This is a genomic window from Labrys sp. KB_33_2, assembly GCF_052114505.1.
GTDB lineage: Bacteria > Pseudomonadota > Alphaproteobacteria > Rhizobiales > Labraceae > Labrys.
The window spans coordinates 489,287-513,445 of record NZ_JBFREW010000001.1 but is presented as its reverse complement, the minus strand read 5'-3'; the positions used below and the strand labels follow the sequence as shown (position 1 = coordinate 513,445).

Sequence of the window (24,159 nt, the reverse complement as noted above, 5' to 3'; positions counted from 1 at the left end):
TCATTCCGCGGCCACTGCCCAATCGGCCCGCCGCAAATAGCTCCGATCGGAGACGACATGCAGGTTGCGCGCCTCGAAGCCGGCCACGAACTCCTCGTGGCTGGCGAAATAATGCATGAACTGCTCGCCCGACATCACCTCCTCGAAGGTCGGCGTCGCCTCGGCAACGCCGCGGACCCGTTCGAACATGGTGTCGAGTTCCGCCTGCTTGAAATCGAGATAGGCGCCCGGCGAGATCTGGACCAGGGTCGAGGTGAAGCAGCACGCCGTCTCGACGCAATCGGTCTGGATATCCGGCGGCACGCGTCCATTGGCGAAGACCCAGGCCATCCGATCGGGGAAGGCCAGCAGATAGATGGCGGCGATCAGTTCGAAATTGCCCTGTGTGTCGAAATCAAACTCGCTGGCGGGCCGGTTGTCGCTCGCCTGTGTCAGGATCGGATTCCAGGCCGGCATGCCGATGATCAAGGGCTCGACCGCATCGCCATAATGCTCGATCAGCCGGCGGCCATGCAGGATGACGGACAGGATATCGGCCTCGGTGACCTTCGACAGGCCGATCATCGCCCCGAGCCCGGCCTGCAGGCCGGCACGTATGGCCAATTCCTGGGAGCGCAGCCGGTGCAGGAAGCCGACGGGCTCGTCCGTCTTTTTCTGCAGGCGCAATTGTTCGTCGACACCCCAGGCTTTCGGTCCGCTCGGAATATGATAGCCGTAGAGTTCGCGGTCATAGGTCTCCTGCCAGGTCAGCACGCAATCGAGCCCCTCCTGTCTGAGATCGCGATAGTGCTGCTCATGCATCGGCACAAGGCAGACCGAGACGCGCGCCTCCGGATTGACGGCCGAAGTTTCTTCCTTGAGGCCGCGCACCAGCCCCTTGAGATGCTGCTGCAACAGGGTCAGGTCGTCGCCGCCCGCGATTTCGAAATGGGAGAAGCCCTTGCGCGCCAGAATGCGCGCCTGCTCGCGGATGGCGGTTTCGGTGATGGAAAGGCGCACCATTTCCCTGTTGTCGGCGCGCCAGCCACAGAAACGGCAGGTGCTCGCGCAAAAGGACGTCACCTCGATCGGCACCATCGTCGCCACGCTCTGGCCGAAGGTTCTCTGGCGTTGCCTGCGGGCCGCCTCCACAACCATTGCACGAAGTTTCTGATCCGGATTGCGGCGTATAAGATGAAGAAGAGTGGCCGTCTCCTCAGGCAATAGGCCTGTCGACGACTCCCTATTCTCCAAGATTCTCGAGATAAGATCGACTCTATCGACCATCTCCATATCATCAGATACTTTATTTTCTTTAAATATTTCTATCGAATTGTCAAAAATAGAGAGATAGAACGAAGAAGAAATTGGATCAATCATCAGATTCCCTCCAACTTAATTCGCAGAATTAAGATAAAATCATGAATTCGCGCGACATGCAATGTCCTCTTAATGTTGTTTTCAGCGCCAACTAGTGTTATCGCGCCAGTAAAACAAGGATAATAGTACCAGTACAGCCTTTCCATGCCGCGATTCGGCCGGCCCGAAATCTGAAACTGATCCATGATCCCGACAGAAACCCATTCGACGGATCTGGTAGGTGATCGACTGCCTCCTTCACGCGTGGTGCCGACCTGCCTCGTGCAACAAGTGAAAAAATATGTCAGCATTGTTGACATATTTTTTCCCAAGGAGGATGCTGCACGCAACATGAGCATCGCGCCCTGAAAACGGGCAGGCTTTTTCCAATTGGAGGCGATGCTCTGGTTGTGTGGCGGCATGCGTCTTGCTGCCGTTTGTCAGGAGAACAGGATCTTGGACTGGGAAGCGATCTTCGCCACGCGGGCGGGACGGATGCGTGCCTCGGAAATCCGCGAACTTTTGAAACTGCTGGAACAGCCGGACATCATTTCCTTCGCCGGCGGCATTCCCGACCCCGCCCTGTTTCCGAGCGAGGCCTTCCGGACGGCCTATGCCAGCGTGCTCGGCGATGCCAGCGCAGGCGCGGCACTGCAATATTCCACCAGCGAGGGCTTCCCGCCCTTGCGCGACTGGGTGGTCAGGCAGATGCAGCGTATCGGTGTTACCTGTGGGCCGGACAACATCCTCATCACCTCCGGTTCTCAGCAGGCGCTCGATTATCTCGGCAAGCTGCTCATCTCGCCCGGCGATACCGCCCTTGTCACCTGGCCGACCTACCTCGGCGCTCTGCAGGCCTTCAACGCCTATGAGCCGCGCTATGACAGGCTGGCGCCGGTGGAGGGCAACATGACCCCTTCCGCCTATGCCGACGCCGCCGCGAAGGCCGGCGGGCGGGTGAAATTCGCCTATCTGACGCCGGATTTCGCCAATCCGACCGGCGAGACGCTGGACCGGGCCGGGCGCGAACGCGTGCTCGATCTCGCCCGCGAACTCGACATCGTGGTGATCGAGGACACGGCCTATCAATCCCTGCGCTATGACGGCGCCGATGTGCCGTCGATCCTGGCGCTCGACATTGCCCGCGAGGGCCATATCGACGCCACCCGTACCATCTCCTGCGGCAGCTTCTCCAAGACGCTGGCGCCGGGCCTGCGCATGGGCTGGATCTGCGCCGCAGCCGGTGTAATCAAGAAGCTGGTGCTGATGAAACAGGCTTCCGACCTGCACAGCCCCACCATCAACCAGATGGCGATGCACCATGTGGCAGAACATGCCTTCCCCGCCCAGGTCGAGAAGATCCGCGGCGCCTATCGCCATCGGCGCGACCGCATGCTGGCGGCCCTCGAACGCCACATGCCTGAGGGCGTGCGCTGGTCGCGCCCCGAAGGCGGCATGTTCGTGTGGGTGACGCTGCCCGACGGCATGGACGGCGCCCGCCTCCTGGCCCGCGCCATCGAGACCGCCCGCATTGCCTTCGTGCCGGGCCAGGCCTTCCACGCCGACGGCTCGGGCGCCAACACGATCAGGCTGAGCTTCTCGCTGGCCAATGACGCTGCGATCGACCAGGGCATCGAGCGACTCGGCCGCGTCATTCGCGAAGCTGGCGCGGCCTGATCGCAGCGACCCTGTTTCCTCTGTCCCTCGCTCCGGAATGTGCTTAAATCCGGAGCGGGTACAGTCCACGGAACGGGATCATGACGGCAGAACCGACGAGACCGGCATTTTCCAACCGCCTGCTGGATTGGATCGGCCTCGGCCTGCTCTATGCCGTGCTCCTGGCCGTCCCGTTTTTCGGCGCGCGCTGGCTCGGCGAGATGCTGCCCTCGATCTTCCATCCGATTGGCCGCATCATCGCCAATGCCGTGGTGATGCCGTTCTTCTATCTGTGCCTGCATCTCATCCTCCGGCGCTTCGGCGCTCGGGTGCAGAACTTCATCATGCTAGTGGTGCTGATCTACGGCATCGCCACCTATATCGAACTCCAGCGCGCTTTGCGGACCGGCGACAACAATGCCTGGTTCAGCGCCTTCATCGCCGCGGTCTATACGCTCGGCTTCGCCGCCCTCACCATCAACAGCCTGATCGCCTGGCGGCGCGAAAAGCGGGCCGAGCGCCTGGTGGCAGAGCGTGAAGAGGCGGAACGGCAAGCCGAAGCCTTCGCCAAGGCCCGGCAGATCGGACCCTGACACGGCCCCGTGCAGGCCAGGGCCAGGCGATCGCGCCGCCCTCGATCTGCTGAAGAAGGCTCGATCCCAGGCGGCCTCGGGCGATCGAAAAACCTGCCAGCACAAGAATGATGGAATCTGCGGCATCTGGCAGTGCCCGCCGATGTAGGATGCTTCGTCGGGGATGCGCTTACCGATCTTTCAGACTGGTGGCGGCATCATCACAACAACGAACAATCACATCGGGAGGAAATGATGCGACTGAAAGTTCTGGCCGGACGGATGATGCGTTGGGGGCTCGGCGCCGGCGCCGCGCTGTGCATAGCGTTCTCGTCTGCGCCGTCCCCGGCCGAGGCGGCCTCCAAGACATTCTACTGGATCTCGCACGGCTCGGCCGCCGACCCCGTCTGGACCTATTTCCTGGCCGGCGCCGAGCAATGGGCCAAGGACACCGGCAACAAGGTCAACACCTCCTTCCACAATGGTGATGTCGCCTCCCAACAGGAAGCCATCCGCGCCGCCATCGCAGCCGGCGCCGACGGCATCGTCACGGCGAGCCCCGCGGCCGGCAGCCTGGTGCAGCCGGTCGAGGAGGCCAATGCCAAGAAGATCCCGGTGATCGCCTTCAACTCCGACGACAAGACCGTACGCTTTTCCACCTTCGTGGGCGGGGACAATGTCAAGGCCGGCGCCGACCATGCTCGCTACCTCGTCGACAAGGGACTGGTGAAATCGGGCGATTTCGTCTGGATGCCGGTGGAAGTGCCGGGCGCGACCTATGGCGCCGACCAGGAAAAGGGCATCGCCAGCGTGTTCAAGCCGCTGAATATCCGCTGGGAGATCACCGACGCCACGCTCGATCAGGCCGATATCATCTCCCGCATGAGCGACTACCTCACGGCCAACCGCAGCAAGATCAAGGCGATTCTCCCCCTCGGCGACCTCGTCTCCGGCAGCATCAAGCGCGTGTTCGACCAGGTCGGCGTGAAGCCGGGCGCGATTCCGGTGGTCGGCTGGGGCAATTCGCTCGATACCGCCAGCGAGGTGCAGGACGGCTATGTGATGGCGGCGGCCTGGCAGGACCCTCAGGCCCAGAGCTATCTCGCCCTCTCGCTCGCCGCGATGCAGGCCGGCGGAATCAAGCCCGGCTTCGACATCACCACCGGCTCCATGTACGAAAAGGACAAGGCCGCCGACTTCATCGCCCTGATGGGTGGCAAGAAGTAGGAAGTCACGGAACAACTGGCCAGCCATTGGCCCGAAAAGCAAAAAGCGGCCCCGAAGGACCGCTTTTTTGTTGTTTCCCCGAAGGGTCCACTGGAGCGGGAGAAGGGATTCGAACCCTCGACCCCAACCTTGGCAAGGTTGTGCTCTACCCCTGAGCTACTCCCGCATCCGTGGGCCGCAGATGCTCGTTGCATCGGCGTGGGCGCTCTATGCCAAAGCCCGTGACGGATTGCAACAGGCAAGTTTCAGTTTTTTTGCATTGCGTGATCAATCCACAGGCCGCGCTTATATCGCCGGGGGTGACGCGAGCCCCGTTTCGTGCCAAAAGCGCGCCAATTCCCGATGATCGCCCCCGCTTCTGGGCCTCAAACTTTTCTGCGGTTCCGCCTTGAACGATCTGTCACACACTTCGGCCATCACCCCGCTCGCCCGCGAAGTCGAGCGGCGGCGCACCTTCGCCATCATTTCCCACCCGGACGCCGGCAAGACCACGCTGACGGAAAAGCTGCTGTTGTTCGGCGGGGCGATTCAGCTGGCCGGCCAGGTCAAGGCCAAGGCAGAAAAGCGCAATACCCGCTCGGACTGGATGTCGATCGAGCGCGAGCGCGGCATTTCGGTGGTCACCTCGGTGATGACCTTCGAATATGAGGGCCTCGTCTTCAACCTGCTCGACACGCCGGGCCACGAAGACTTCTCGGAAGATACCTATCGCACGCTCACGGCCGTCGATTCGGCGGTAATGGTGATCGACGCGGCCAAGGGCATCGAGGCGCGCACGCGCAAATTGTTCGAGGTCTGCCGCCTGCGCGACATTCCCATCGTCACCTTCATCAACAAGATGGACCGCGAGGGGCGCGACCCCTTCGAGCTACTCGACGAGATCGAGAAGACGCTGGCCCTCTCCACCGTGCCGATGACCTGGCCACTCGGCCGCGGCCGCGACTTCGCCGGTACCTATGACCTGGCCGCCAGCCATGTCCGCCTGCTCGACAAGGACACCGCGCCGATTCCAGTCGAGGCTGGCGATGCGGCCGCCCTCGCCCGCGCCGTGCCTTCCATCGACGCCGAAGCAGCATCCGAGGAGATCGCGCTGGTTCAGGAAGCCTGCGGCGAGTTCGATCTCGCCGCCTTCCGCGAAGGCCATATGACGCCGGTGTTCTTCGGCTCGGCCATCAAGAATTTCGGCGTGGGCGACCTGCTCAAGGGCCTGGGCGATTACGCGCCCCAGCCGCGCGACCAGGAGGCGGCCACCCGCATGGTCGAGGCGACGGAGGACAATTTGTCCGCCTTCGTCTTCAAGATCCAGGCCAACATGGATCCCAATCACCGTGACCGCATCGCCTTCGTACGGCTGTGCTCGGGCAAGCTGACGCGCGGCATGAAGGTGAAGCAGGTGCGTACCGGCAAGTCGATGAGCCTCAACGCGCCACAATTCTTCTTCGCCCAGGATCGCGCTCTGGCCGAGGAAGCCTATGCGGGCGATGTGGTCGGCATTCCCAACCACGGTGCCCTGCGCATAGGCGACACGCTCACCGAGCGCGAAGAGATCGCCTTCCTCGGCGTACCCAGCTTCGCCCCGGAAATCCTGCGCCGGGTGCGCCTGCCCGACGCCATGAAGGCCAAGAAGCTCAAGGACGCCCTGCAGGACCTCGCTGAGGAAGGCGTGGTGCAGGTGTTCCGTCCGCGCGACGGCTCCCCTGCCCTGGTCGGCGTGGTCGGCGCCCTGCAGCTCGACGTGCTGCAGGGTCGGCTCGCCGCCGAGTACGGGCTGGAGATCCGCTTCGAGCCCTCCGAATTCGCGCTGGCGCGCTGGGTTTCGGCACCGACGAAGCAAGAGCTCGACAGTTTCCTCACTTCCCACAACTTCTCGATCGCCGACGATCTCGACGGCGATCCGGTGTTCATGGCCAAATCCGCCTTCGACCTGCGCTATCAGGGCGAAAGGTCACCGGCCATCGTCTTCGCCGACATCAAGGACGTGAAGAAGGCTAAGTAAAGGAACGCGGAGATCCTAGAGCAAAGCGCGTTTAGACGGAAACGCTGTTCTTGGTGATTCCACCAAATCGCAAAACGCTTTAGCGACATGCCTGCATGTCGCGATGTCCGCTCTTGGAAACGCTGCGCGTGCAGGACAGGAAGAGCGGACTGGAAGTCCGCGCTCCCAGGAGGATCACGCCGGCACTTCTTCCAGCGCCGGATAGTCCGTATAGCCCTCGGCGCCCTTGGCATAGAAGGTCGCGGCATTCCACGGGGTGAGTGGTGCGCCGAGCGACAGGCGCTTGGGCAGGTCCGGATTGGAGATGAAGAGCTTGCCGAAAGCCGCCGCATCGGCTGCGCCGCTCTCGACCAGGGCCTCCGCATCTGCGGCCGTCAACTTTTCGTTGGCGATGAAGACGCCCTTGAAATTGCTGCGGATCACCGGAGCAACGCTGGAACCATCGGCGTATTCGCGAGCGCAGATGAAGGCGATCCCGCGGGCGTCCAATTGCCGGGCGACATAGCCGAACAGGGCCGGCGCGTCGGAATCGCCCATCGAATGCGAATCGCCGCGCGGGGCGAGATGCATGCCAACCCGGTCGGCACCCCAAACCGAAATCACCGCGTCGGTGACCTCGAGCATCAGCCGCGCCCGGTTCTCGATCGAGCCGCCATAGGCGTCGGTGCGCTTGTTGGTGGAATCCTGCAGGAATTGGTCGAGCAGATAGCCGTTGGCGCCGTGGATCTCGACGCCGTCGAAGCCGGCCTCCTTGGCATTGGCAGCGCCCTGGCGATAGGCCTCAACGATAGCGGGGATCTCGTCGAGTTCGAGTGCACGCGGCGTGACATAGGGCTTTTCGGGCTTGATGAGGCTGACATGGCCTGCAGGCGCGATGGCGCTCGGCGCTACCGGCAGGGCCCCGTCGAGATAGACAGGATCGGAAATGCGACCGACATGCCAAAGCTGCAGGGCGATGCGCCCGCCGGCCTCGTGCACGGCCTTGGTGATGACCCTCCAGCCCTCGACCTGCTCCCGCGACCAGATACCGGGGGTATCGGGATAGCCCACGCCCATCGGCGTGACGGCGGTGGCTTCGGTCAGGATCAGGCCGGCCGAGGCGCGTTGGACATAGTAATCGCGCATCAGCGTGTTGGGCACGCGGCCTGCGCTGGCGCGGGTGCGGGTCAACGGGGCCATGACGACGCGGTTGGGCAGGTCGAGCGCGCCGATACGAATGGGATCAAGTAAGGAGGGCATTGGAAGAACCTTGTTCCAAATGGCTTTTCTGGGTGATCGATTGACACTCCTGCACCTGGCTTACACAGACTTAACTGGTGGTCGGCTCGCCGAGGCGTTAAAGTTTCAAAGTTCGATGTTCGTCGAATATAGGTAGAAGAAGCCATGAAGCAACACCCTCACCCCGATGTGAACAACATCAATCTGATCGGCGTTCTGGCCGCCCTCGGTGATCCGGTGCGGCTGCACATCGTCACCACGCTGCTCGCGGAGGGCGAGAAGGGATCGACGGAATTCGATTGCCAGGTCGCCAATTCGACGCTGAGCCATCACATCAAACAGTTGCGCGAGGCCGGCATCGTCAGCCACCGCAAGGAAGGCACGCGCTGCTTCGTGGCCCTGCGTCCGGACGTCGAGGACAAATTCCCGGGTTTGCTGCAATCCGTGCTGAAATTTGCCGACTAAACTTCTTAGATCGCAGGCTTTCAGCCCATAGGCGCTCACTTTGTGGAACTCGGTGCTTATCTGGTGGGTCGATCTCCAGATCGACCATCTTGGAAGCGCCGTGCTTGCCGGCAGGAAGATGCCGATCTGGAGATCGGCACACCTCGTTTCAGGCGCCTCCACTCGTAAAGTTAGCGCCTATGGGCTTCCAGCCTGCCTTGGACAAGCTCCGGCTAGGAAGAAGCAGGCTGGAAGCCTGCAATCTCAGGAAGAGCTACCCGCCGTAAAAGCGCGCCCGATAGGCCGCAGGACTGACGCCCACGCGACGCCGGAAATGATGGCGCATCGTCTCCAGCGAATTGAAGCCGCAGCTTGCGGCAACGTCACCGAGCGAGGCGCCGAGATTGCGCTCGAGCTGTTCCCGAGCCAGCCGCACGCGCTCGGCCACCAGCCATTCTCCCGGCGGCAACCCCGTCGTCTCCTCGAAACGGCGCTGGAAGGTGCGCTGGCTCATGCCGGAACGAGCGGCAATCGCCTCGATACGATGGGGGAGGGCCAAATTCTGCCGCAGCCAGTCGATCAACGGGGCGAGCCGGGCGGACTCGCGCTCACGTGGCACCGGCCGTTCGATGAACTGGGCCTGGCCGCCATCGCGATGCGGGGGCACCACCAGCCGGCGCGCCACGGTGTTGGCGGCATCCGGCCCGAAGTCCCGCCGGATCACATGCAGGCACAGATCCAGCGCCGCCGCGCTGCCGGCAGCGGTGAGAACGTCGCCGAGGTCGACATAAAGCCGGTCCGGGTCGAGCACGATACTGGGATGGCGAGCGCCGATATCAGCCGCATAGCGCCAATGCGTGGTCGCCTCCCGGCCATCGAGCAGGCCGCAGGCGGCGAGCACGGCGATACCGGAACACAGCGACATCAGGCGGGCACCGCGCCGATGCACGGATTTGAGACAGGCGATCAGATCCGCCGGCACCGGCGTGTCGATACCACGCCAGCCCGGCACGATGACGAGATCGGCCTCGTCCAGCAGTTCCAGGCCGGCATGCGGTTCCACCGTCAGCCCGCCTGCCGCCCGCAACGGGCCGGGCTCGATGGCGCAGGTGGCATAGCGATACCAGAAAGGCCCCATCTCGGGGCGCGGCAGGCCGAACACCTCATAGGCCACCCCGAACTCGAAGGTGCACAGGCCATCATAGACGAGCACGGCCACGAGGGGACCGGCGGGAGAGGAAACATCTGGCATGATCTTGACGGAATGTGCCAGTTCGGCCAGGACGGTGCAAGGGACTGTAGGTTTCCAACCTCCTTGGAGGGTCGATCTCCAGATCGACCTCTTTATCCGCACACTCAGCGTTTCCAAGAGGTCAATCTGGAGATTGACCCTCCAGTACCCCTAATCCTGCCGAACCTCGTTACGACGCATGCGCTGCTCCAGCCGGCGCACCAGGAGGGTCAGGCCGATGGTCATCACCAGATAGAAGAAGGCCACCACCGTATAGGTCTCGAAGAAGCGGAAGGTGGAAGCGGTATAGGTTTTGCCGTTCTGGGTGATGTCGGCGATGCCGAGCACGGACACCAGCGAGGAATCCTTCAGCATGGAGACGAGGTCGTTGCCGAGCGGCGGCGTCATCGTCTTGAAGGCCTGCGGCAGCACGACCAGGCGCATGGTCTTGAAGCGCGTAAGGCCGAGGGCCTGCGCGGCTTCGAACTGTCCTGCGGGGATGGATTGGATACCGCCGCGCACGATCTCGGCGATGAAGGCCGAATAGGCCAGGGTCAGCGCGAAGATCGCGCGCCACTCGAAACTAAAATCGCGGATGGTGATCTCCGGCATGAAACCGGCGGCGATGGCTGGGCCGAACAGCGCGACATAGCCTTCGATCAGTGCCGGGCCGACCGCAAAAGCGATATAATAGAGCAGCACGATCATGGGCACGCCGCGCATGACCTCGACATAGGCCTTGAGCGCCTCCCCGAGCCAGCGCGAGTGCGACACCAGGCCCAGCGCAAGAATGGTGCCGAGAACCAATGAAGCGGCGAAGGCGATCACGGTCACCCGGATGGTGACGAAGAGCCCCTGCCCGACCACGCCGAAGATGATGCGATATTGCTCGCTGGCCAGGCCGCCGATCAGGACGGCGGCCCCGAGCACGACGAGGATCACCAGCCACCAGGGCACTTTCGACAGGAAGGAGGGCGGCGGCGGTGGCGCATGGCGGGGCGTGCCGGCGGCGGAAGATGTCGTCATCTGCAGAAAGGAAGATCCGGAAGTGAGGCAGGCGGCCCGAGGATCGGACCGATGGGCGTTTTCGTCATCGCTTCGTTCCGCCCGCCATGACGCCATGGCACCAGACGGCCGACACCGGCTCAGTTCGCGGTCTTGTAGTCGAAGAACCACTTCTTATCGAGAGCCTTGGTCGTCCCGTCGGCCTTCATGGCAGCCAGGGCAGCGTTGACAGGACCGATGAGATCGGAACCCTGCTTGAGGATGAAGCCGAACTCGTCATGCCCAAGGCCATTGCCGACGATCTTGAAGCTGTCGGGCGAAGCGGCGATGTTGCCTTCGGCGCCGGCCTTGTCCATCAGCACCGTATCGACATCGCCCGATTTAAGCGCCTGTACCGAGGCCCCGAACGTCTCGAACAGCTTGAGGCGTGGGCTCTTGTCGTTGCCGCCAAGCAGATCGGTGACCGAGACGAAGAAATTGGTGGTGCCGGACTGGGCACCGACGAACAGCTTGTCGTCGGTTGCGAAGCCCTTGGCGTCGGTGAAGCGCTTCTCATCGGCCCGCACCAGCATGAACTGCTCGGACACCAAATAGGGGTCGGTGAAGGCGACCTGCTTCTTGCGCTCATCGGTGATGGAGATGCCGTCCATGCCGATGTCGAACTGGCCGTTCTGCACGGCCTGGATCATGGCGTCCCAGGACGAGGTCTTCCATTCGATCTTGGCATTGAGGCGCTTGCCGACCTCGTTGATCGCATCATATTCCCAGCCGATGCCCTGCCCCGTCTTCGGATCGGTAAAGTTCAGCGGAAAATAGGCGTTCTCGGTGACGGCGACGATGGTGCGGCCCTTGAGATCGGGCAGCGTCTGGGCCTCGGCCGGTCCCTGGGTCAATCCAAGGGGAACGGCCATGGCAGCGAGGGCGCCAAGGGCAAGAAAGGTGCGGCGAAGCATCGGGAAACTCCGGTGTGGCGGGCTCAAGCCGCAACCTTGCCACGCGGGTTTCATGCCGAACAGGGGATTTTCACGGTCCCACATGGAAAAGGCCGGTCTCGGGACCTAATACGGTTCACTTAAGGGACAAACGCTCCGAATTGTGATTGCCGGGTCGAGCCCGGCAATGACAAAGATCGTGCAAACTCGAAGACGCTTAAGTGAACTGCATTGGGTCTCGGGACCGGCCTTTTGCCTATTCCGCGATCTTCGTGGCCAGCAACGCCACCGTCTTGCGATAGAGCTCGCTGCCGTTCCAAGCTTTGAGGGCATCGAAATTCGGCTCGCCAGGGTTCCAGCCAGCGCCGCGCTGCCAGCGGCCTGACAGGAACTTGGCCACGGAACCGATTACGTCGGCTTGGCTCTTGACCAGATCCTTGTGGCCATCGCCGTCAAAATCCACCGCATGCTTGAGATAGGAAGTCGGCATGAACTGGACTTGGCCGATCTCGCCCGCCCAGGCGCCGCGCATTTCGTGCAGCGGCACGTCGCCCTTGTCTACGATCGTGAGGGCGGCAAACAATTCGGGGCGGAACCTGTCACCGCGGCGGCAATCGAAGGCGAGGGTCGCCAACGAGCGGATGCTCTCGAACTTGCCGACATTGGCACCGAAATCGGTCTCGAGCGCCCACAGGGAAGCGATGATCGGCGCCTGCACGCCATATTCGGCCTCGGCCTTGTCGAACACCGCCTGGTACTTCTTGATCACCTGCTTGCCGCGCTTGATGCGGTAGGCATTGACCATGCGGCCCGAGAATTCCTCGAAGGTCTGAGAAAAGGTCTTCCGTTGGGCGCGATCGAGCCCGATCACCTTGGGATCGTAGCTGACGCCGTCCAGAGCCGCCATTCCCTGAGTGCCGATGCCCCGGGCCAGCGCATCCTTCTTGAAATTCTCAAGCCAGGCCGGGAAGCCGGCGGGATCGGTGGGCGTGGTGCAAACCTGGACTTGAGTCTGGGGCTGCGGCTGTGCCTGCCCCTGGGGCTGTGCGGCGGGCTGCGTCCCGGATTGCGGCTGGGCTTGGGGAGCGAGTTGACCTTGAGGCTGCTGTTCGGCCTGAGGCTGTGGCTGGGCTTGGGGCGGCGAAGGTTGCGGCTCCGTCTGGGCCAGGGCTGGCGAGGCCATCAGCAACAGGGCAGCAAGCAGGGGGGCAGTGCGCATGAAACCATCTCGGAGGGAAGAAGAGCCACAAAAGCCAAACAAGAATGCGCAAAATGTGGCGGTTGCCGGGAAAGAGCAAGGCCTAGGCGGATTCCCTCTGGTCGAGCCCGTGGCCCGACCAGAGGGAATCTGCTGGATCTCAAACGCCTGCAGAATTTCCTGATAGTGCCCGTTCGTGGGTGCTATCAGGAAATTCTGCTCGACCGGAAGGCGCGCTTCTCATGGCTGCAATCGTGGCATGACGCAAGAGGAAAGCGGCAACCGGCGGAGCGTCGCATTGTTGCGGGCACGAATCTGTGGCACGGGAGGCGCTTTAGGGCATCTCGAAGAGCTGCCCGTCGTGAGGAAGCATGGCCTATCGTCCCGTTCTGTGTGCAGGGGGCTGCGTCATCGACCGCGTCGGCGAGACCGCCGATGCGAAGGAGCGCCTCTACACCTCGAACATCGGCTCGATGCGTACCAGCTTGGGTGGCGTTGCCCGTAACGTGGCGGAGAATCTGGCGCGCCTGGGCGTCGATGTCGGCCTCGTGTCGCTGGTCGGTGACGACCTGGAGGGGCGTCGCGTCGTGGAGGAAAGCAGCCGGGCCGGCATCGACATGACCAGCGTCACCACTGCAAGCGGGGGGACGACCGCCTCCTACACCGCCATCTTCAGCGGCGAGGGTGAGCTGGTGATCGGTCTCGCCGACATGGCGATTTTCGACAGGATCGCGCCCGAAGCCATCGCCACCCGGCTGGCTGCCTTCCCTTCGGATGGCTATGTGTTCGCCGATGCCAACCTGCCGCCAGCTGCATTGCAGGCCGTGGCAGAAGCCAAGGGTGCCCGTCCCCTCGCCTGCGTGCCCGTCTCGGTACAGAAACTGGCCAAGCTCGTACCCATCCTGGCTGCGATCGACATCCTCTTCCTCAATCTCTACGAGGCGCGCGCCCTGCTCGGGAGCGAGGACGAAGCGGAGGATCTGGCTGCCAGGCTCGCTGCCGGCCCGGTGCCGCGCGGACTGCTCACGCTCGGTCCCCGAGGGGCTCTCGCCTGGGAGGGGGGCAAGGTCACGCCGATCGTGGCGCTTCCCTCCCGCCCGACCAACGTCAACGGTGCCGGGGATGCGCTGGCCGGCGGCACGCTGGCGCGCCTTGCCGCCGGCGACACCTTTCTCACGGCAGCCCGTCGCGCCATGGCCGCCGCCGCCCTTACGGTCGAATCACCCCAGACTGTGCGCTCCGATCTCACCATGCAGGCCGTGCTGGCCCGCCACGCCCTTTCCCATCCCCTCGAAACGATAGAGCCATGACCTCCATTACCCATTCGCCCGCCGTCGCCGCAGCCCTCCGCGAGGGCAAGCCGGTGGTTGCCCTCGAGTCCACCATCATCACCCATGGCATGCCATGGCCCCAGAATGTCGAGACAGCCCGCAAGGTCGAAGCTGCCGTCAGGGCTGGAGGCGCCGAACCGGCGACCATCGCGGTGCTGGACGGCGTCATCCATGCCGGGCTCGAGGACAGCCAGCTCGAAGCCATGGGCCAGGCCACGGGCTTCCTGAAGCTCAGCCGCGCCGATCTCGGCTATGCCGTGGCCACCAGGAAGAACGGCTCCACCACGGTGGCAGCCACCATGATCGCCGCCGACCGTGCCGGTATCCGCGTCTTCGCCACGGGCGGCATCGGCGGCGTGCACCGCGGCGTCGAGAAGACCTATGACATCTCGGCCGATCTGCAGGAACTGGCGCGCACGCCGGTTTGCGTCGTCTGCGCCGGCGCCAAGGCCATTCTCGACCTGCCTAAAACCTTGGAAACGCTGGAAACGCTCGGCGTGTCGGTTGTCGGCTACGGCTCCGACGAATTCCCCGCCTTCTGGAGCCGCAAGAGCGGCCTGGCGGCGCCGATGCGCCTCGATGATCCCGCCGACATCGCCGCCCTGATCCGCGCCCGCGCCGAATTGCGCCTCGATGGCGGCGTGCTGGTCGGCAATCCCATCCCGCTGGCCGACGAGATCGCTGCCAATGAGATCAATCCCGCCATCGAGGCGGCCGTGGACGAAGCCGATGCCATGGGCATTTCCGGCAAGGCTCTCACGCCGTTCCTGCTCTCGCGCATGCTTGACCTCACCCAGGGGCGCAGCCTGATCGCCAACATCGCCCTGGTGGAAAACAATGCGCGCCTGGCGGCGAAGATCGCCGCCGCGCTTTAAGCCGAGATCATTATACCGGGTCGCGAAAAGAGTGACTCACGGCAAGCCGATACGGGAGGCGACATTTGGGGGGGCGGGTCTGATGACCACCCCTTTCAAGATGTTGAGTTCTGAAGTCCAGATAGAGCGGCGCAACCCCTCATCCGCTTGCCAGCACCTTCTCCCCTTGCGGGTATCGTCCACTCCACTTGGAGTGGACTGGGTGCCCCGAGGGGGCGGATGAGGGGTCGCAATGCCCTATCCAGCCTTCGCCGGGTTTTAGATTCGAAAGACCTTGAAAGGCGTCGGTATAACTACAAGCCGAGAATGCATGGGCAACGCCGTCAGCGGGGCGCGGCTTCCCGGCTGTCTGCAGCCTGCGGCTCGTTCGCCGCCAGATCGTTCGCCGCCTGGCGCTCTGGTCCGGGCACCACGCCGACGGCCCTGCGGGTCGCCGCCTCGCGGGCGATCTCGGCAGCGACCTGTGCCATTTCACGCCGCAGCAGGCTGTTGTCGGCTTCGATGCGCAGCCAGGATTCATGAGCCTCTTCGCGAAGAGCGGCAAGTTCGGCCTGCAAGCGAGCCCGCTCGATCTTGAGGGCACCGATTTCTTCCTCGGCCGCGCTCGGCTCCGCGCTGCGGCGCAGGCGATTGAGCTCGGCGATCAGTTCGGCCTCCCGTCCGGCCGCCAGCGCAAGCCGCGCATCGCGCTCGGCCAGCAGGGCGTCCTTGCGGCGCAGGTCTGCCTCCCAATCCGAGAACCGGACCTGACTGTCCGATTTCTCCGTTTCGGCCACCTGCCTCCTGTCGGCCATCGTCTGCAATTCGCGCTGCAACGAGGCCGTGCGCGCCTCGAGGGCGGCGATCGCAGTATCGCGCCGCATCAACTCGATGGACTGGGTGGCGAGGCGATCATCCTTGCCGGACGCCAGTTCCAGCACTTCCTGCAATTCATGCTGATGCAGAACCGCGCCATCTTCCGCCGCGGCGAGCTTGGTGCGAAGAGCGACCACTTCGATGCGCAGGCTGTCATTGCTTCCCTGCGCCGAGGCAAGTTCGCGGCCGTGATCGAGCGCTTCGTCGTCGCGTAGCGCAATGGTTACCCGCGCTGCTGCCAGTTCTGCCTTGAGTGCCGCAACATCCTGCTGGGCGGCGAGCACGCCGCGCTGGGCGTTGGCCGCACCCTCTTCCATCTGGGCGAGCCTGGCAGCATCAACTCCGAGCAGGGTTTCGAGCCGGCGCAGCCGCTCGGTCTGCCGCCCATGTTCAGCCATGAGCTGATGGCGCCGGGCTCTCTCGTTCTCGACCTTCTGCTCAAGGCGGCGATGCCGTATGGCCGCTTCCGCGCGGACGTGATCCTGAGCAGCCCGAACCTGCGCCATCGACAGGGGCAGCGCCGTTTCCATTTCACGGCGGATCAAGCGACGCGCACGGCCCCAGATCGCGGGCACCATGGCCAATGCGGCCAGGGCGGCGAGCGCTCCTCCCAGGAAAAAGGCAATCGCATAATCGAGCACGGCAGAGTCTCAGTACGGCGATATCTTCGCTGTACTATACGTCAATTCGACGACATTGCAGGGCGAAAACGCACAGCGTGCTTAAAATCGCACTTCGATGTCCCGCCAGCATCCATGACGTGCGGTTTGCCTAGATGATCTGATGGCAGCGCTGGCATCGGCATTTTTCTGCCAAGATGAAAGCCAGCAACCGCCCTCAGGATCCCGCAAGGTTGTGCGTGATCAGAAGGGATTCCACGTCGCGGACGGCGTGAATTTGAGATAACCTAGATTGATGCCGAGGCGGGCTCCGACGCCGGACTTGATGGGCACCACCATCATATTGCCATCGCCCAGCGCGGTCATGCCAAAGCCACCGATAATATAGGCTGAACCGGCGATTCCGGGGAAGCGGCTGTAGATCTCGTCGATCCGGTCCATATTGTAGACCAGCATCATGGTGCGCGCGCCGTCGCCGCCGAAATCCCACCCGACGGAGGGGCCCTGCCAGTAGACCTTGCGGTCGCCGACATTGCGGGTGAACATCGTGCCCTCGCCGTAGCGAAGCCCTCCGATGAAGGCGCCCGAGCCTTCCTGGCCGAGGATGTAGCCGTTGGGCTCACCCCAGCGCGCCACGGCCTTCTGAATGGTGAGCGCCAGGTCCCTCGACACGGTGCCGAAGAAACGATGGCCTGAATTGACGAGTTCGTTGGAGGAGATGCGCTCCGGCCGCTCCGACTGCGCAAGCGCCAGAGACGGGGAGACGAAGCCGGTCGCGGACAGAGCCATGCCGGCCATCATGGTAAGAGCCTTGCGGCGGGGAAGAATATCGTTCATCGCGAGCCTCGTTGGCTGAGGGTCTGGCCTCTGTGAGCCCTATTTTGTGGCCCATCAGCGTTAACAAATTGCTTCCAAGGGCAAAGTGCGTCTGCAAGGCAGCGCTGCCTTGCCCTCGTTCTTCGTTTCGACGCGTCCGCGCGGGTCCCGGTGAGGCCACCAGATCGCAGGAGGCTTTGGCGATACGACCATGCGATTCCAACAGGCAAAACGCCCGGAAGCATGGCTAGATTTACGCAGGATTGAGGCAAGGAGGCCTGCAGGATTGCACCGACCCGGGATCGAGCGGGGCCGCCGCAAGGGCTCGACCGTGGCTATTTACGGGGAGCGAGCTTATTTGCCAGGAGTGTCTTGCTTGGGAGGCGTGTCTTATTTGCGGGGAGTATCTTGGCCCCAGGCCACGAAGGCGACATTGCGGAAGCCGGCCTCGGTCTTGCCATAGAGAAAATCTTCGCCATCGGGCATCAGAACCTGCCCCCCAGCAGCGGAGAGCACGGCATGGCCGGCGGCGACATCCCATTCCATGGTCGGCCCGAAGCGCGGATAGACATCGGCGACGCCTTCCGCAACCCGGCAGAACTTCAGCGATGACCCCGCCTCGCGCCGGTCGGCAATGGGGTATTCAGCCAGAAAAGCCTCGCTCTTGGCGTCAGGATGCGAACGGCTGCACAGGGCCGTCAGTCCTTCGGCCGGGTAGGCCCGCGTGGAGATCGACTCTTCGACGCCGTCCTGCACGCGCCACGCCGTGTCGCCGCCAGCGTAAAGCGTATCCACAGCCGGCGCGAACACGCAGCCCGCCACCGGCCTGCCATCTTCGATCAGGGCGATGTTGACGGTGAACTCGCCGTTGCGGTGAAGGAATTCCTTGGTGCCATCAAGCGGGTCGACCAGGATGAAGCGGGTTCCGACCTCGGGAATTACGCCCTTGGCCGCGCACTCTTCCGCCACCACCGGCACATCAGGCATCACATCCGCCAGCCTTCGCAGGATGATCGCCTCGGCCAGTTCGTCGGCCTCCGTCACGGGCGAGCGGTCATCCTTGATGCGGGCAGTGCATTCCTTGGCATAGACCTGCATGATGGCGACGCCCGCTTCACGGGCAATGTCGGCAAAGACACGCGCAATGGCATCGGGCGTGGAAGCGAGCGGGGACGAGGACTGAGCGGTCTGGTTCAAAGGGGCCTCCGATAACAGGGCCTGTTTAGTCTCATGGACACCATGCCGCAAGAATATTGGGTCTGCCTTGCCTTTCCGCATCCCTTCGAGATCGCTCTTCTGGGTTGTACAAAGCGCGGAACGGAACGGCGGTATGCCCAGGCAGAGTCTCCCGATATCGCCCGCGAACGGGCGATATCGGGAAGCACGGCAACCGTTTGAGATTGTGCCGATTCCCCCTGATCGAGCCTGGCTCGATCAGGGGGAATCGGCTTAGCGCCTTCACATCCCGTGCGGCAGAGTCTATCTGAAAACCTTATTTCCGAGACCTGATTCTCTCTTGATTTACCCTGGGTGCTGCGATGACCGCTGGTTTTCAACTCGATGCGCTTGATCTGGCCGCCCTGCTCTGCTCTCGCGTGTGCCATGATGTGATCAATCCGGTCGGCGCCATCGTCAACGGGCTCGAGGTCCTCGAGGACGAGGACGATGCCTCGATGAAGGCCTTCGCCCTCGACCTGATCAAGAAAAGCTCCAGGAATGCCTCGGCCCGCCTGCAATTTGCACGGATCGCCTTCGGTGCCGCCGGCTCGGCCGGAGCCTCGATCGACCTCGGCGATGCCGAGAATGTGGCCAGGGGCTTCATCCAGGACGAGAAGGTGACGCTCAGCTGGTCGGCGCCGCGCCAGTTCATGCCCAAGAACAAGGTCAAGCTGCTGCTGAACCTGCTCGTGGTCGCCACCACCACCATTCCGCGCGGCGGCTCCATCAATGCCAAGGTGACGGGAGATCCCGAGGCTCCGACCTTCGAGGTGATCTCGCTCGGGGGCAATTCGCGCATTCCGCCCGGCCTGATCAACCTTCTCGCGGGCGAGCCGGAGAACGGCACGCTCGATAGCCATCTGATCCAGCCCTATTATACCGGGCTGATCGCCCGCGCCGCCGGCATGTCCGTCGCCGTCGAGACGATCGATGGCGGCGTGCGCATCGCGGCCACGCCGGTGTGAGGAAATATCCATGCCCCGCAAACTGATCTCGACCGGCTCCCCGCTCGAACGCAGCGCCGGCTATTCCCGCGCCGTGGTGCAGGGCGACTGGTGCTTCGTTTCAGGCACCACCGGCTATGATTATGCCAGCATGACGCTGCCGGAAGATGTCGCCGCCCAGACCGAAAACACGTTGGCGACCATCGAAAAGGCGCTGGCCGAGGGCGGCTTTGCCATGAGCGAGGTGGTGCGCGCGACTTATTATGTGACCGGCACCGAGCATGTGGAGACCGTGATGGCGGTGACTGGCCGGGTCTTCGGCGAGATCAGGCCGGCAGCCACAATGCTGATCTGCGATCTCATCAAGCCAGAGATCAAGGTTGAAATCGAGGTTACGGCATTTCGCGGCTGACGCACTTTGCTCTAGGATCCCCACCGAGAAGGCCGATTGCAGGGAGTATGTCTCATGCGCAGCGTGCTGATCCGCCTGTGTCTGGCTGCGGCCCTGCTGACCGTCGGCCAGGGATGGTGGCCGGTGCTGGCGCAGGACAATCAGGCCAAACCGGCGGAGCCTCCGGCTCCTTCCCAGCCTGTTGCCCCTGACGACCGCGTGTTTTCCTTCATCGCCGGTCACCCCGATTGTACTGAAATCACCGATGAATGCATCATTTGTGCGGTGGTGAACGGCAAGCCGATGTGCTCGACCCCGGGTATCGCCTGTGTGCGCAAGGATCTGCGCTGCACCAGTACCAAGCCGCCGACACCCAAGCAGTGAGCGGCGGCCCCGTATCATCCCGATGGTACCCAAGCCGGAGGCCGGCCGGGCCTGTACGTCCAGCGTCGGTATCTATTGAGCGGCGATGCTGCGCTCGCTTGCCTTCTCGCGGTCATCGAGCGTCTCGACCATCTTCAGATCCTCCAGGGCATCGGCGAGCGCGCTCCTGGCATCTTCCAGCTTGACCTTCAGATCATCGGCAGAGCCACGCAGATTGTCCCGACGCGCAGTCGCTGCGCGGGCATAGGTCGGATAGGCAAAATGGCTTGGATCGGTGATGCCGGCCTTGGCTTCCTCAGCCTTGATTTCGCGGTCCAGTTCGGCTGCCATGCGCTCGAACTCAGCCACCATGGTTTCGATCTGGACGACCTGGCGGCGTCTCTCGTCTGCCTGGAAGCGCTTGAGACGAATAAGGGTATCGCGCGACTTCATTACTCATTACTCCATCAGCCGCATCGGCCCGCCGCCCTATGGTGGAGGATAGGCCGCACAATCGGATCGCCAAGCCATCGGCCCGGCGAAGACCCACACCATCCGGCATGGACGTGAATTCTTCCTTACTCGCCGCAAAAAAGCCGCGAACCAAGGCGGGACAGTCGACAGTCAAGAAAATCGTGCGCCATGATTTACCAAGTCGATACATCACTTCTCCATGCGGCGGCCGCTTTTCTTAAGATTTCTCCTGGGATCGGCCGACTGCGGAAAGACTACCGGCTCCGGTCGGCACTATGCTTCACACTGGGCAGCGACGGCAGAATTAATACTGCGTTCACTTGTTTCTAACAGCTTGAAGAAGCAAGCAGATTCGATGAAGCGGCCCCGCAATGAACCGACCAGCCTCTTTCCTCGCCGATGAAGCAGCCGCCGCTCTCGCCATGGGACGGGGCACTCGAGGAAAGCTGTTGATTCGTTCTAAATCCCTAAGAACCTGCCCCGACGGTAACCATTAATTTACCTGCCTCGTTAATGATCCCTAACAACGGTCAACGAACTCACCGCCACGTTTGTCCAAATCCTGCGGCGAATGGGTGAGTCGGTTGAATCGCTTAGGCAGGTTTCTTCATGTGAATGTTGACGCTTGCTGCTCACCGAATCTGTCTTTCAGGCAATGTGTTACAGGGAGTTTTGTACCTTGTTTTCAAGTTTCGCTTGCATGAGAGAATCACAATTTGTTAACCATGCCTGCGTAGCGTCGCGGTTGATCATCGACGAGGTGACTTCACCGTGCCGTCTGCGCATTCGCGACGGCGGTCGACCCTCCGAGGCCGCAGTGGGGGATTGAGATGCGCGTACTTCTTGTCGAAGACGATAGCGCCACGGCGCAAAGCATTGAGCTGATGCTCAAGTCAGAGAGTTTCAACGTCTATACGACGGATCTGGGCGAGGAAGGTGTCGATCTCGGCAAGTTGTACGATTACGACATCATTCTGCTCGACCTGAACCTTCCCGACATGTCGGGCTACGAGGTTCTGCGCTCCCTCAGGGTGGCCAAGGTCAAGACGCCGATCCTGATTCTATCAGGCCTTGCCGGCATCGAGGATAAGGTGAAGGGTCTCGGCTTCGGCGCCGACGACTATCTGACCAAACCTTTCCACAAGGATGAGCTGGTTGCGCGCATCCACGCCATCGTCCGCCGTTCCAAGGGCCATGCCCAGTCGGTGATCGCCACCGGCGACCTCGTGGTCAATCTCGACACCAAGACGGTCGAGGTCCATGGCTCGCGTGTGCATCTGACCGGCAAGGAATATCAGATGCTGGAGCTGCTCTCGCTGCGCAAGGGCACCACGCTGACCAAGGAGATGTTCCTCAACCATCTCTATGGCGGCATGGACGAACCCGAGCTGAAGATCATCGATGTCTTCATCTGCAAGCTGCGCAAGAAGCTCGCCAACGCCACCAACGGGTCCAATTACATCGAGACCGTCTGGGGTCGCGGCTATGTGCTGCGCGAGCCCAACGAGATCGAAGAGCGCATCGCGGTCTGACGCCGCGCCTCCCCCATGAACGAGACGAGGTGGCCGGGCTCAGTCCCGGCCTTTTCTTTTGGCAAGGCCGGCGGCCGCCTCGGAATGGCTTGACATCAAGACGATGAACGAATGGCCTATGGTGCCTGTTCCCGCCTTCGCCGAACCGCCCTCCCCCGGAAGCCCCCATGACAATCTCTTCTACCTCGCCCCTCGGCATTCTCGTCCCGCTCGCCGAGGAGGCCGAAGCGCTTTTCGCCCTGATGAAGCAGGACGGCGCCACACAGACACTGCGCATCGGCGGCAGGGATTATCACAGCGGCCATCTCTTCGGCCGTCCCTGCGTGCTGACGCTCTCGCGGGTCGGCAAGGTCGCCGCCGCCACCGCCACTGCGGGCCTCATCCATGCCTATCAGGTCGGCGCCATCCTCAATGTCGGCGTGGCCGGCGGCGCGGCCCGATCGGTGAAGGTCGGCGATATCGTGGTCGGTGATGCGATGCTCCAGCACGATCTCGACGCGAGGCCGATCTTCCCGCGCTATGAGGTACCCTTGACGGGCATGTCCCGCTTTGCCGCCGATGCCGCCATCAGCAACAGCCTGTCGCGGGCGATCGAGACCTTCCTGGCCGAGGATCTGCCGCAGCTCTCCGCCGAGATTCGCGAACGGTTCGCTCTCGCCGCCCCCCGCCTCCATCGCGGCCTGATCATCAGCGGCGACCAGTTCGTCAACGGCCATGCCGCGGTCGCAGCCCTGCGCAACGACATTCCGGACGCTTTCGCCATCGAGATGGAAAGCGGAGCGATTGGCCAGATCTGCCACGACTATGGTGTGCCCTGTGCCGTGCTGCGTACCATCTCCGACAGCGCCGACGACAATGCCCATGTCGATTTTCCGGCTTTCCTCGCCACAGTCGCCAGTTTTTACTCCCATCACATCCTGCGCCGCTTCCTGCAGCACACGGACTGGTAATCGGACCGAAGGGCCTGTGCATGCGCGCGCCTGCCGGACTGGCCGAAGCCGAACGGCATGCTATAAGGACGCCGTGCATTCAGCGGAGCGTGACGATGGTTGGCAGTCAGTATGGCGTCTGGGCGGCTCGTAGCGCCCTGTTGGCAGGTGTGGTCGCCCCGGCGCTCCTTCTCGGCGGCTGCACCAGCAGCATGATCACCGGTGTCTATGGCACGCCGACGGAAACGGCTGCGCCAACGCAGACGCAGACCGCCTCCCAAGCGCCGCTGCGGGTGGATTTCGACCCCGATACCGAATGCCCGCAGATCAACATTCCTACCGGTGCTGCGGCCTATGGCCCTCCCAGCGCGCAATTCTCGATCACCAATTTCGCCCGTGAGTGCGACCTTGCCAGCGGCAATACCGTTACCATCAAGATCGGCGTGGAGGGCCATGTCGCCTCGGCCGGGGGCGGCGGCTATTCGGCGCCGGTGCGCATCACCATCCGCGACCGCGACGAGAAGCCCGTCTACACCAAGGTGATCCGCGTCTCAGCCGCGGCGACGCCTGGCGGCGGCCCGGGCAGTTTCCGGGTGGTCGATACCTCGGCACCGATCACCATCGGCCTCGAACAGCCACTCAGTTCCTATGACATCGTGGTCGGTTTCGACGGCAAGGGCGGCACGGTCACCAAGAAAAAGCGGCGGGGCTGAGCGCCTTAAAATTCCTCAGACCTTTTCTCATCGCGCCGTATTCTGTTGGGTTGACGACAGGTGAGGCCAGGGATAGCTTCCCGGCATTCGGCCGATCCCCGCGGAAGAGTTCGGTCTGATTCTCTTGGGAATCACGGACCGGCGCCGAAGGAGCAACCGCCCCGGAAACTCTCAGGCACCCGGACCGCGGGGGAACGAAACTCTGGAAAGCGGCACGAATGCGCAAGCATTCGGGCTCACCGAAGGGCGTAAGTGGTTCCCCAGGGTGCGGAATCGCGAAA

The 24,159-nt window shown here is 62.9% G+C and carries 24 protein-coding genes, 1 tRNA gene and 1 riboswitch; of the genes, 14 read left to right on the top strand and 11 right to left on the bottom strand.

All coding sequences use genetic code 11. The features are described from left to right. Positions 1-1,137 carry a radical SAM protein gene (locus tag AB4037_RS02450; protein WP_441770413.1) on the bottom strand — a complete coding sequence of 379 codons (1,137 nt, stop codon included), beginning with the start codon at positions 1,135-1,137 and terminating at the stop codon, positions 1-3. Between the two features lie 405 nt (positions 1,138-1,542). On the opposite strand from AB4037_RS02450, the gene AB4037_RS02445 reads away from it, so the two are divergent. The 4 genes from AB4037_RS02445 to AB4037_RS02430 all read left to right on the top strand — a co-directional run bounded on the left by AB4037_RS02445 (position 1,543) and on the right by AB4037_RS02430 (position 4,793). Continuing rightward, the gene (locus tag AB4037_RS02445; RefSeq protein ID WP_441770412.1) at positions 1,543-1,707 is read left to right on the top strand and encodes a hypothetical protein; all 165 of its coding nucleotides are present in this window, start codon (positions 1,543-1,545) and stop codon (positions 1,705-1,707) included. An 84-nt stretch (positions 1,708-1,791) separates the two neighbouring features. Beyond that, positions 1,792-3,015: an aminotransferase-like domain-containing protein gene (locus tag AB4037_RS02440; protein WP_441770531.1), complete on the top strand. Its 1,224-nt coding sequence runs from the start codon at positions 1,792-1,794 to the stop codon at positions 3,013-3,015. Positions 3,016-3,095: 80 nt separating this feature from the next. After that, positions 3,096-3,587 (top strand): hypothetical protein, encoded by a 492-nt coding sequence (locus AB4037_RS02435; protein WP_441770411.1) that lies wholly within the window; start codon positions 3,096-3,098, stop codon positions 3,585-3,587. 264 nt (positions 3,588-3,851) lie between these two features. Then, on the top strand, positions 3,852-4,793 hold the full coding sequence (locus AB4037_RS02430) for a substrate-binding domain-containing protein (RefSeq protein ID WP_441770530.1): 942 nt from the start codon (positions 3,852-3,854) through the stop codon (positions 4,791-4,793). A 91-nt stretch (positions 4,794-4,884) separates the two neighbouring features. Here the strand turns inward: AB4037_RS02430 and AB4037_RS02425 are convergent. Then, a tRNA-Gly gene (locus AB4037_RS02425) sits at positions 4,885-4,959 on the bottom strand. A gap of 222 nt (positions 4,960-5,181) precedes the next feature. On the opposite strand from AB4037_RS02425, the gene AB4037_RS02420 reads away from it, so the two are divergent. Then, positions 5,182-6,789: a peptide chain release factor 3 gene (locus tag AB4037_RS02420; RefSeq protein WP_434957668.1), complete on the top strand. Its 1,608-nt coding sequence runs from the start codon at positions 5,182-5,184 to the stop codon at positions 6,787-6,789. A 174-nt stretch (positions 6,790-6,963) separates the two neighbouring features. Here the strand turns inward: AB4037_RS02420 and AB4037_RS02415 are convergent, their stop codons facing one another. Continuing rightward, positions 6,964-8,028 carry an alkene reductase gene (locus tag AB4037_RS02415; RefSeq protein WP_441770410.1) on the bottom strand — a complete coding sequence of 355 codons (1,065 nt, stop codon included), beginning with the start codon at positions 8,026-8,028 and terminating at the stop codon, positions 6,964-6,966. A 144-nt stretch (positions 8,029-8,172) separates the two neighbouring features. Between AB4037_RS02415 and AB4037_RS02410 the strand changes: the two genes are divergently transcribed. Next, the gene (locus tag AB4037_RS02410) at positions 8,173-8,472 is read left to right on the top strand and encodes an ArsR/SmtB family transcription factor (RefSeq protein WP_441770409.1); all 300 of its coding nucleotides are present in this window, start codon (positions 8,173-8,175) and stop codon (positions 8,470-8,472) included. Between the two features lie 253 nt (positions 8,473-8,725). Here the strand turns inward: AB4037_RS02410 and ftrA are convergent, their stop codons facing one another. The 4 genes from ftrA to AB4037_RS02390 all read right to left on the bottom strand — a co-directional run bounded on the left by ftrA (position 8,726) and on the right by AB4037_RS02390 (position 12,838). Next, on the bottom strand, positions 8,726-9,724 hold the full coding sequence (ftrA, locus tag AB4037_RS02405; protein WP_441770529.1) for a transcriptional regulator FtrA: 999 nt from the start codon (positions 9,722-9,724) through the stop codon (positions 8,726-8,728). Between the two features lie 129 nt (positions 9,725-9,853). Next, complete coding sequence (locus AB4037_RS02400; protein ID WP_441770408.1) at positions 9,854-10,708, bottom strand: amino acid ABC transporter permease; 855 nt, start codon at positions 10,706-10,708, stop codon at positions 9,854-9,856. A gap of 119 nt (positions 10,709-10,827) precedes the next feature. After that, the gene (locus tag AB4037_RS02395; RefSeq protein WP_441770407.1) at positions 10,828-11,640 is read right to left on the bottom strand and encodes a transporter substrate-binding domain-containing protein; all 813 of its coding nucleotides are present in this window, start codon (positions 11,638-11,640) and stop codon (positions 10,828-10,830) included. Positions 11,641-11,875: 235 nt separating this feature from the next. Continuing rightward, positions 11,876-12,838, bottom strand: a complete 963-nt coding sequence (locus AB4037_RS02390) for a lytic murein transglycosylase (protein ID WP_441770406.1) — start codon at positions 12,836-12,838, stop codon at positions 11,876-11,878. 350 nt (positions 12,839-13,188) lie between these two features. Here AB4037_RS02390 and AB4037_RS02385 point away from each other — a divergent pair, with 350 nt between their 5' ends. Then, on the top strand, positions 13,189-14,127 hold the full coding sequence (locus AB4037_RS02385) for a carbohydrate kinase family protein (RefSeq protein ID WP_441770405.1): 939 nt from the start codon (positions 13,189-13,191) through the stop codon (positions 14,125-14,127). Beyond that, on the top strand, positions 14,124-15,023 hold the full coding sequence (locus AB4037_RS02380; protein WP_441770404.1) for a pseudouridine-5'-phosphate glycosidase: 900 nt from the start codon (positions 14,124-14,126) through the stop codon (positions 15,021-15,023). The genes AB4037_RS02385 and AB4037_RS02380 overlap by 4 nt, the downstream gene beginning before the upstream one ends. A 323-nt stretch (positions 15,024-15,346) precedes the next feature. On the opposite strand, the gene AB4037_RS02375 is transcribed toward AB4037_RS02380, so the two are convergent. From AB4037_RS02375 to cysQ, 3 genes are all read right to left on the bottom strand, one after another. After that, on the bottom strand, positions 15,347-16,519 hold the full coding sequence (locus AB4037_RS02375) for a hypothetical protein (protein ID WP_441770403.1): 1,173 nt from the start codon (positions 16,517-16,519) through the stop codon (positions 15,347-15,349). 222 nt (positions 16,520-16,741) lie between these two features. After that, positions 16,742-17,335, bottom strand: coding sequence for a DUF1134 domain-containing protein (locus tag AB4037_RS02370; RefSeq protein ID WP_068286233.1), 594 nt, complete (start codon positions 17,333-17,335; stop codon positions 16,742-16,744). A gap of 369 nt (positions 17,336-17,704) precedes the next feature. Beyond that, entirely contained in the window at positions 17,705-18,511 is an 807-nt protein-coding gene (cysQ, locus tag AB4037_RS02365) for a 3'(2'),5'-bisphosphate nucleotidase CysQ (protein ID WP_441770402.1), read from the bottom strand. A gap of 341 nt (positions 18,512-18,852) precedes the next feature. Between cysQ and chpT the strand changes: the two genes are divergently transcribed. The 3 genes from chpT to AB4037_RS02350 are packed head-to-tail and all read left to right on the top strand — an operon-like array spanning position 18,853 to position 20,251. Beyond that, complete coding sequence (gene chpT, locus AB4037_RS02360) at positions 18,853-19,497, top strand: histidine phosphotransferase ChpT (RefSeq protein ID WP_434957678.1); 645 nt, start codon at positions 18,853-18,855, stop codon at positions 19,495-19,497. 10 nt (positions 19,498-19,507) lie between these two features. Next, positions 19,508-19,888: a RidA family protein gene (locus AB4037_RS02355; protein WP_434957679.1), complete on the top strand. Its 381-nt coding sequence runs from the start codon at positions 19,508-19,510 to the stop codon at positions 19,886-19,888. A 54-nt stretch (positions 19,889-19,942) separates the two neighbouring features. Next, on the top strand, positions 19,943-20,251 hold the full coding sequence (locus AB4037_RS02350; protein WP_434957680.1) for a hypothetical protein: 309 nt from the start codon (positions 19,943-19,945) through the stop codon (positions 20,249-20,251). 72 nt (positions 20,252-20,323) lie between these two features. Here the strand turns inward: AB4037_RS02350 and fliJ are convergent, their stop codons facing one another. After that, on the bottom strand, positions 20,324-20,683 hold the full coding sequence (gene fliJ / locus AB4037_RS02345; RefSeq protein ID WP_434957681.1) for a flagellar export protein FliJ: 360 nt from the start codon (positions 20,681-20,683) through the stop codon (positions 20,324-20,326). Between the two features lie 851 nt (positions 20,684-21,534). Between fliJ and ctrA the strand changes: the two genes are divergently transcribed. From ctrA to AB4037_RS02330, 3 genes are all read left to right on the top strand, one after another. Continuing rightward, entirely contained in the window at positions 21,535-22,236 is a 702-nt protein-coding gene (gene ctrA, locus AB4037_RS02340) for a response regulator transcription factor CtrA (protein ID WP_434957682.1), read from the top strand. Between the two features lie 167 nt (positions 22,237-22,403). After that, entirely contained in the window at positions 22,404-23,186 is a 783-nt protein-coding gene (locus AB4037_RS02335; protein WP_441770401.1) for a 5'-methylthioadenosine/adenosylhomocysteine nucleosidase, read from the top strand. 95 nt (positions 23,187-23,281) lie between these two features. Next, positions 23,282-23,878: a hypothetical protein gene (locus AB4037_RS02330; RefSeq protein WP_434957684.1), complete on the top strand. Its 597-nt coding sequence runs from the start codon at positions 23,282-23,284 to the stop codon at positions 23,876-23,878. Between the two features lie 91 nt (positions 23,879-23,969). After that, a riboswitch (glycine riboswitch) is annotated at positions 23,970-24,075 on the top strand. Positions 24,076-24,159 lie beyond the last annotated feature (84 nt).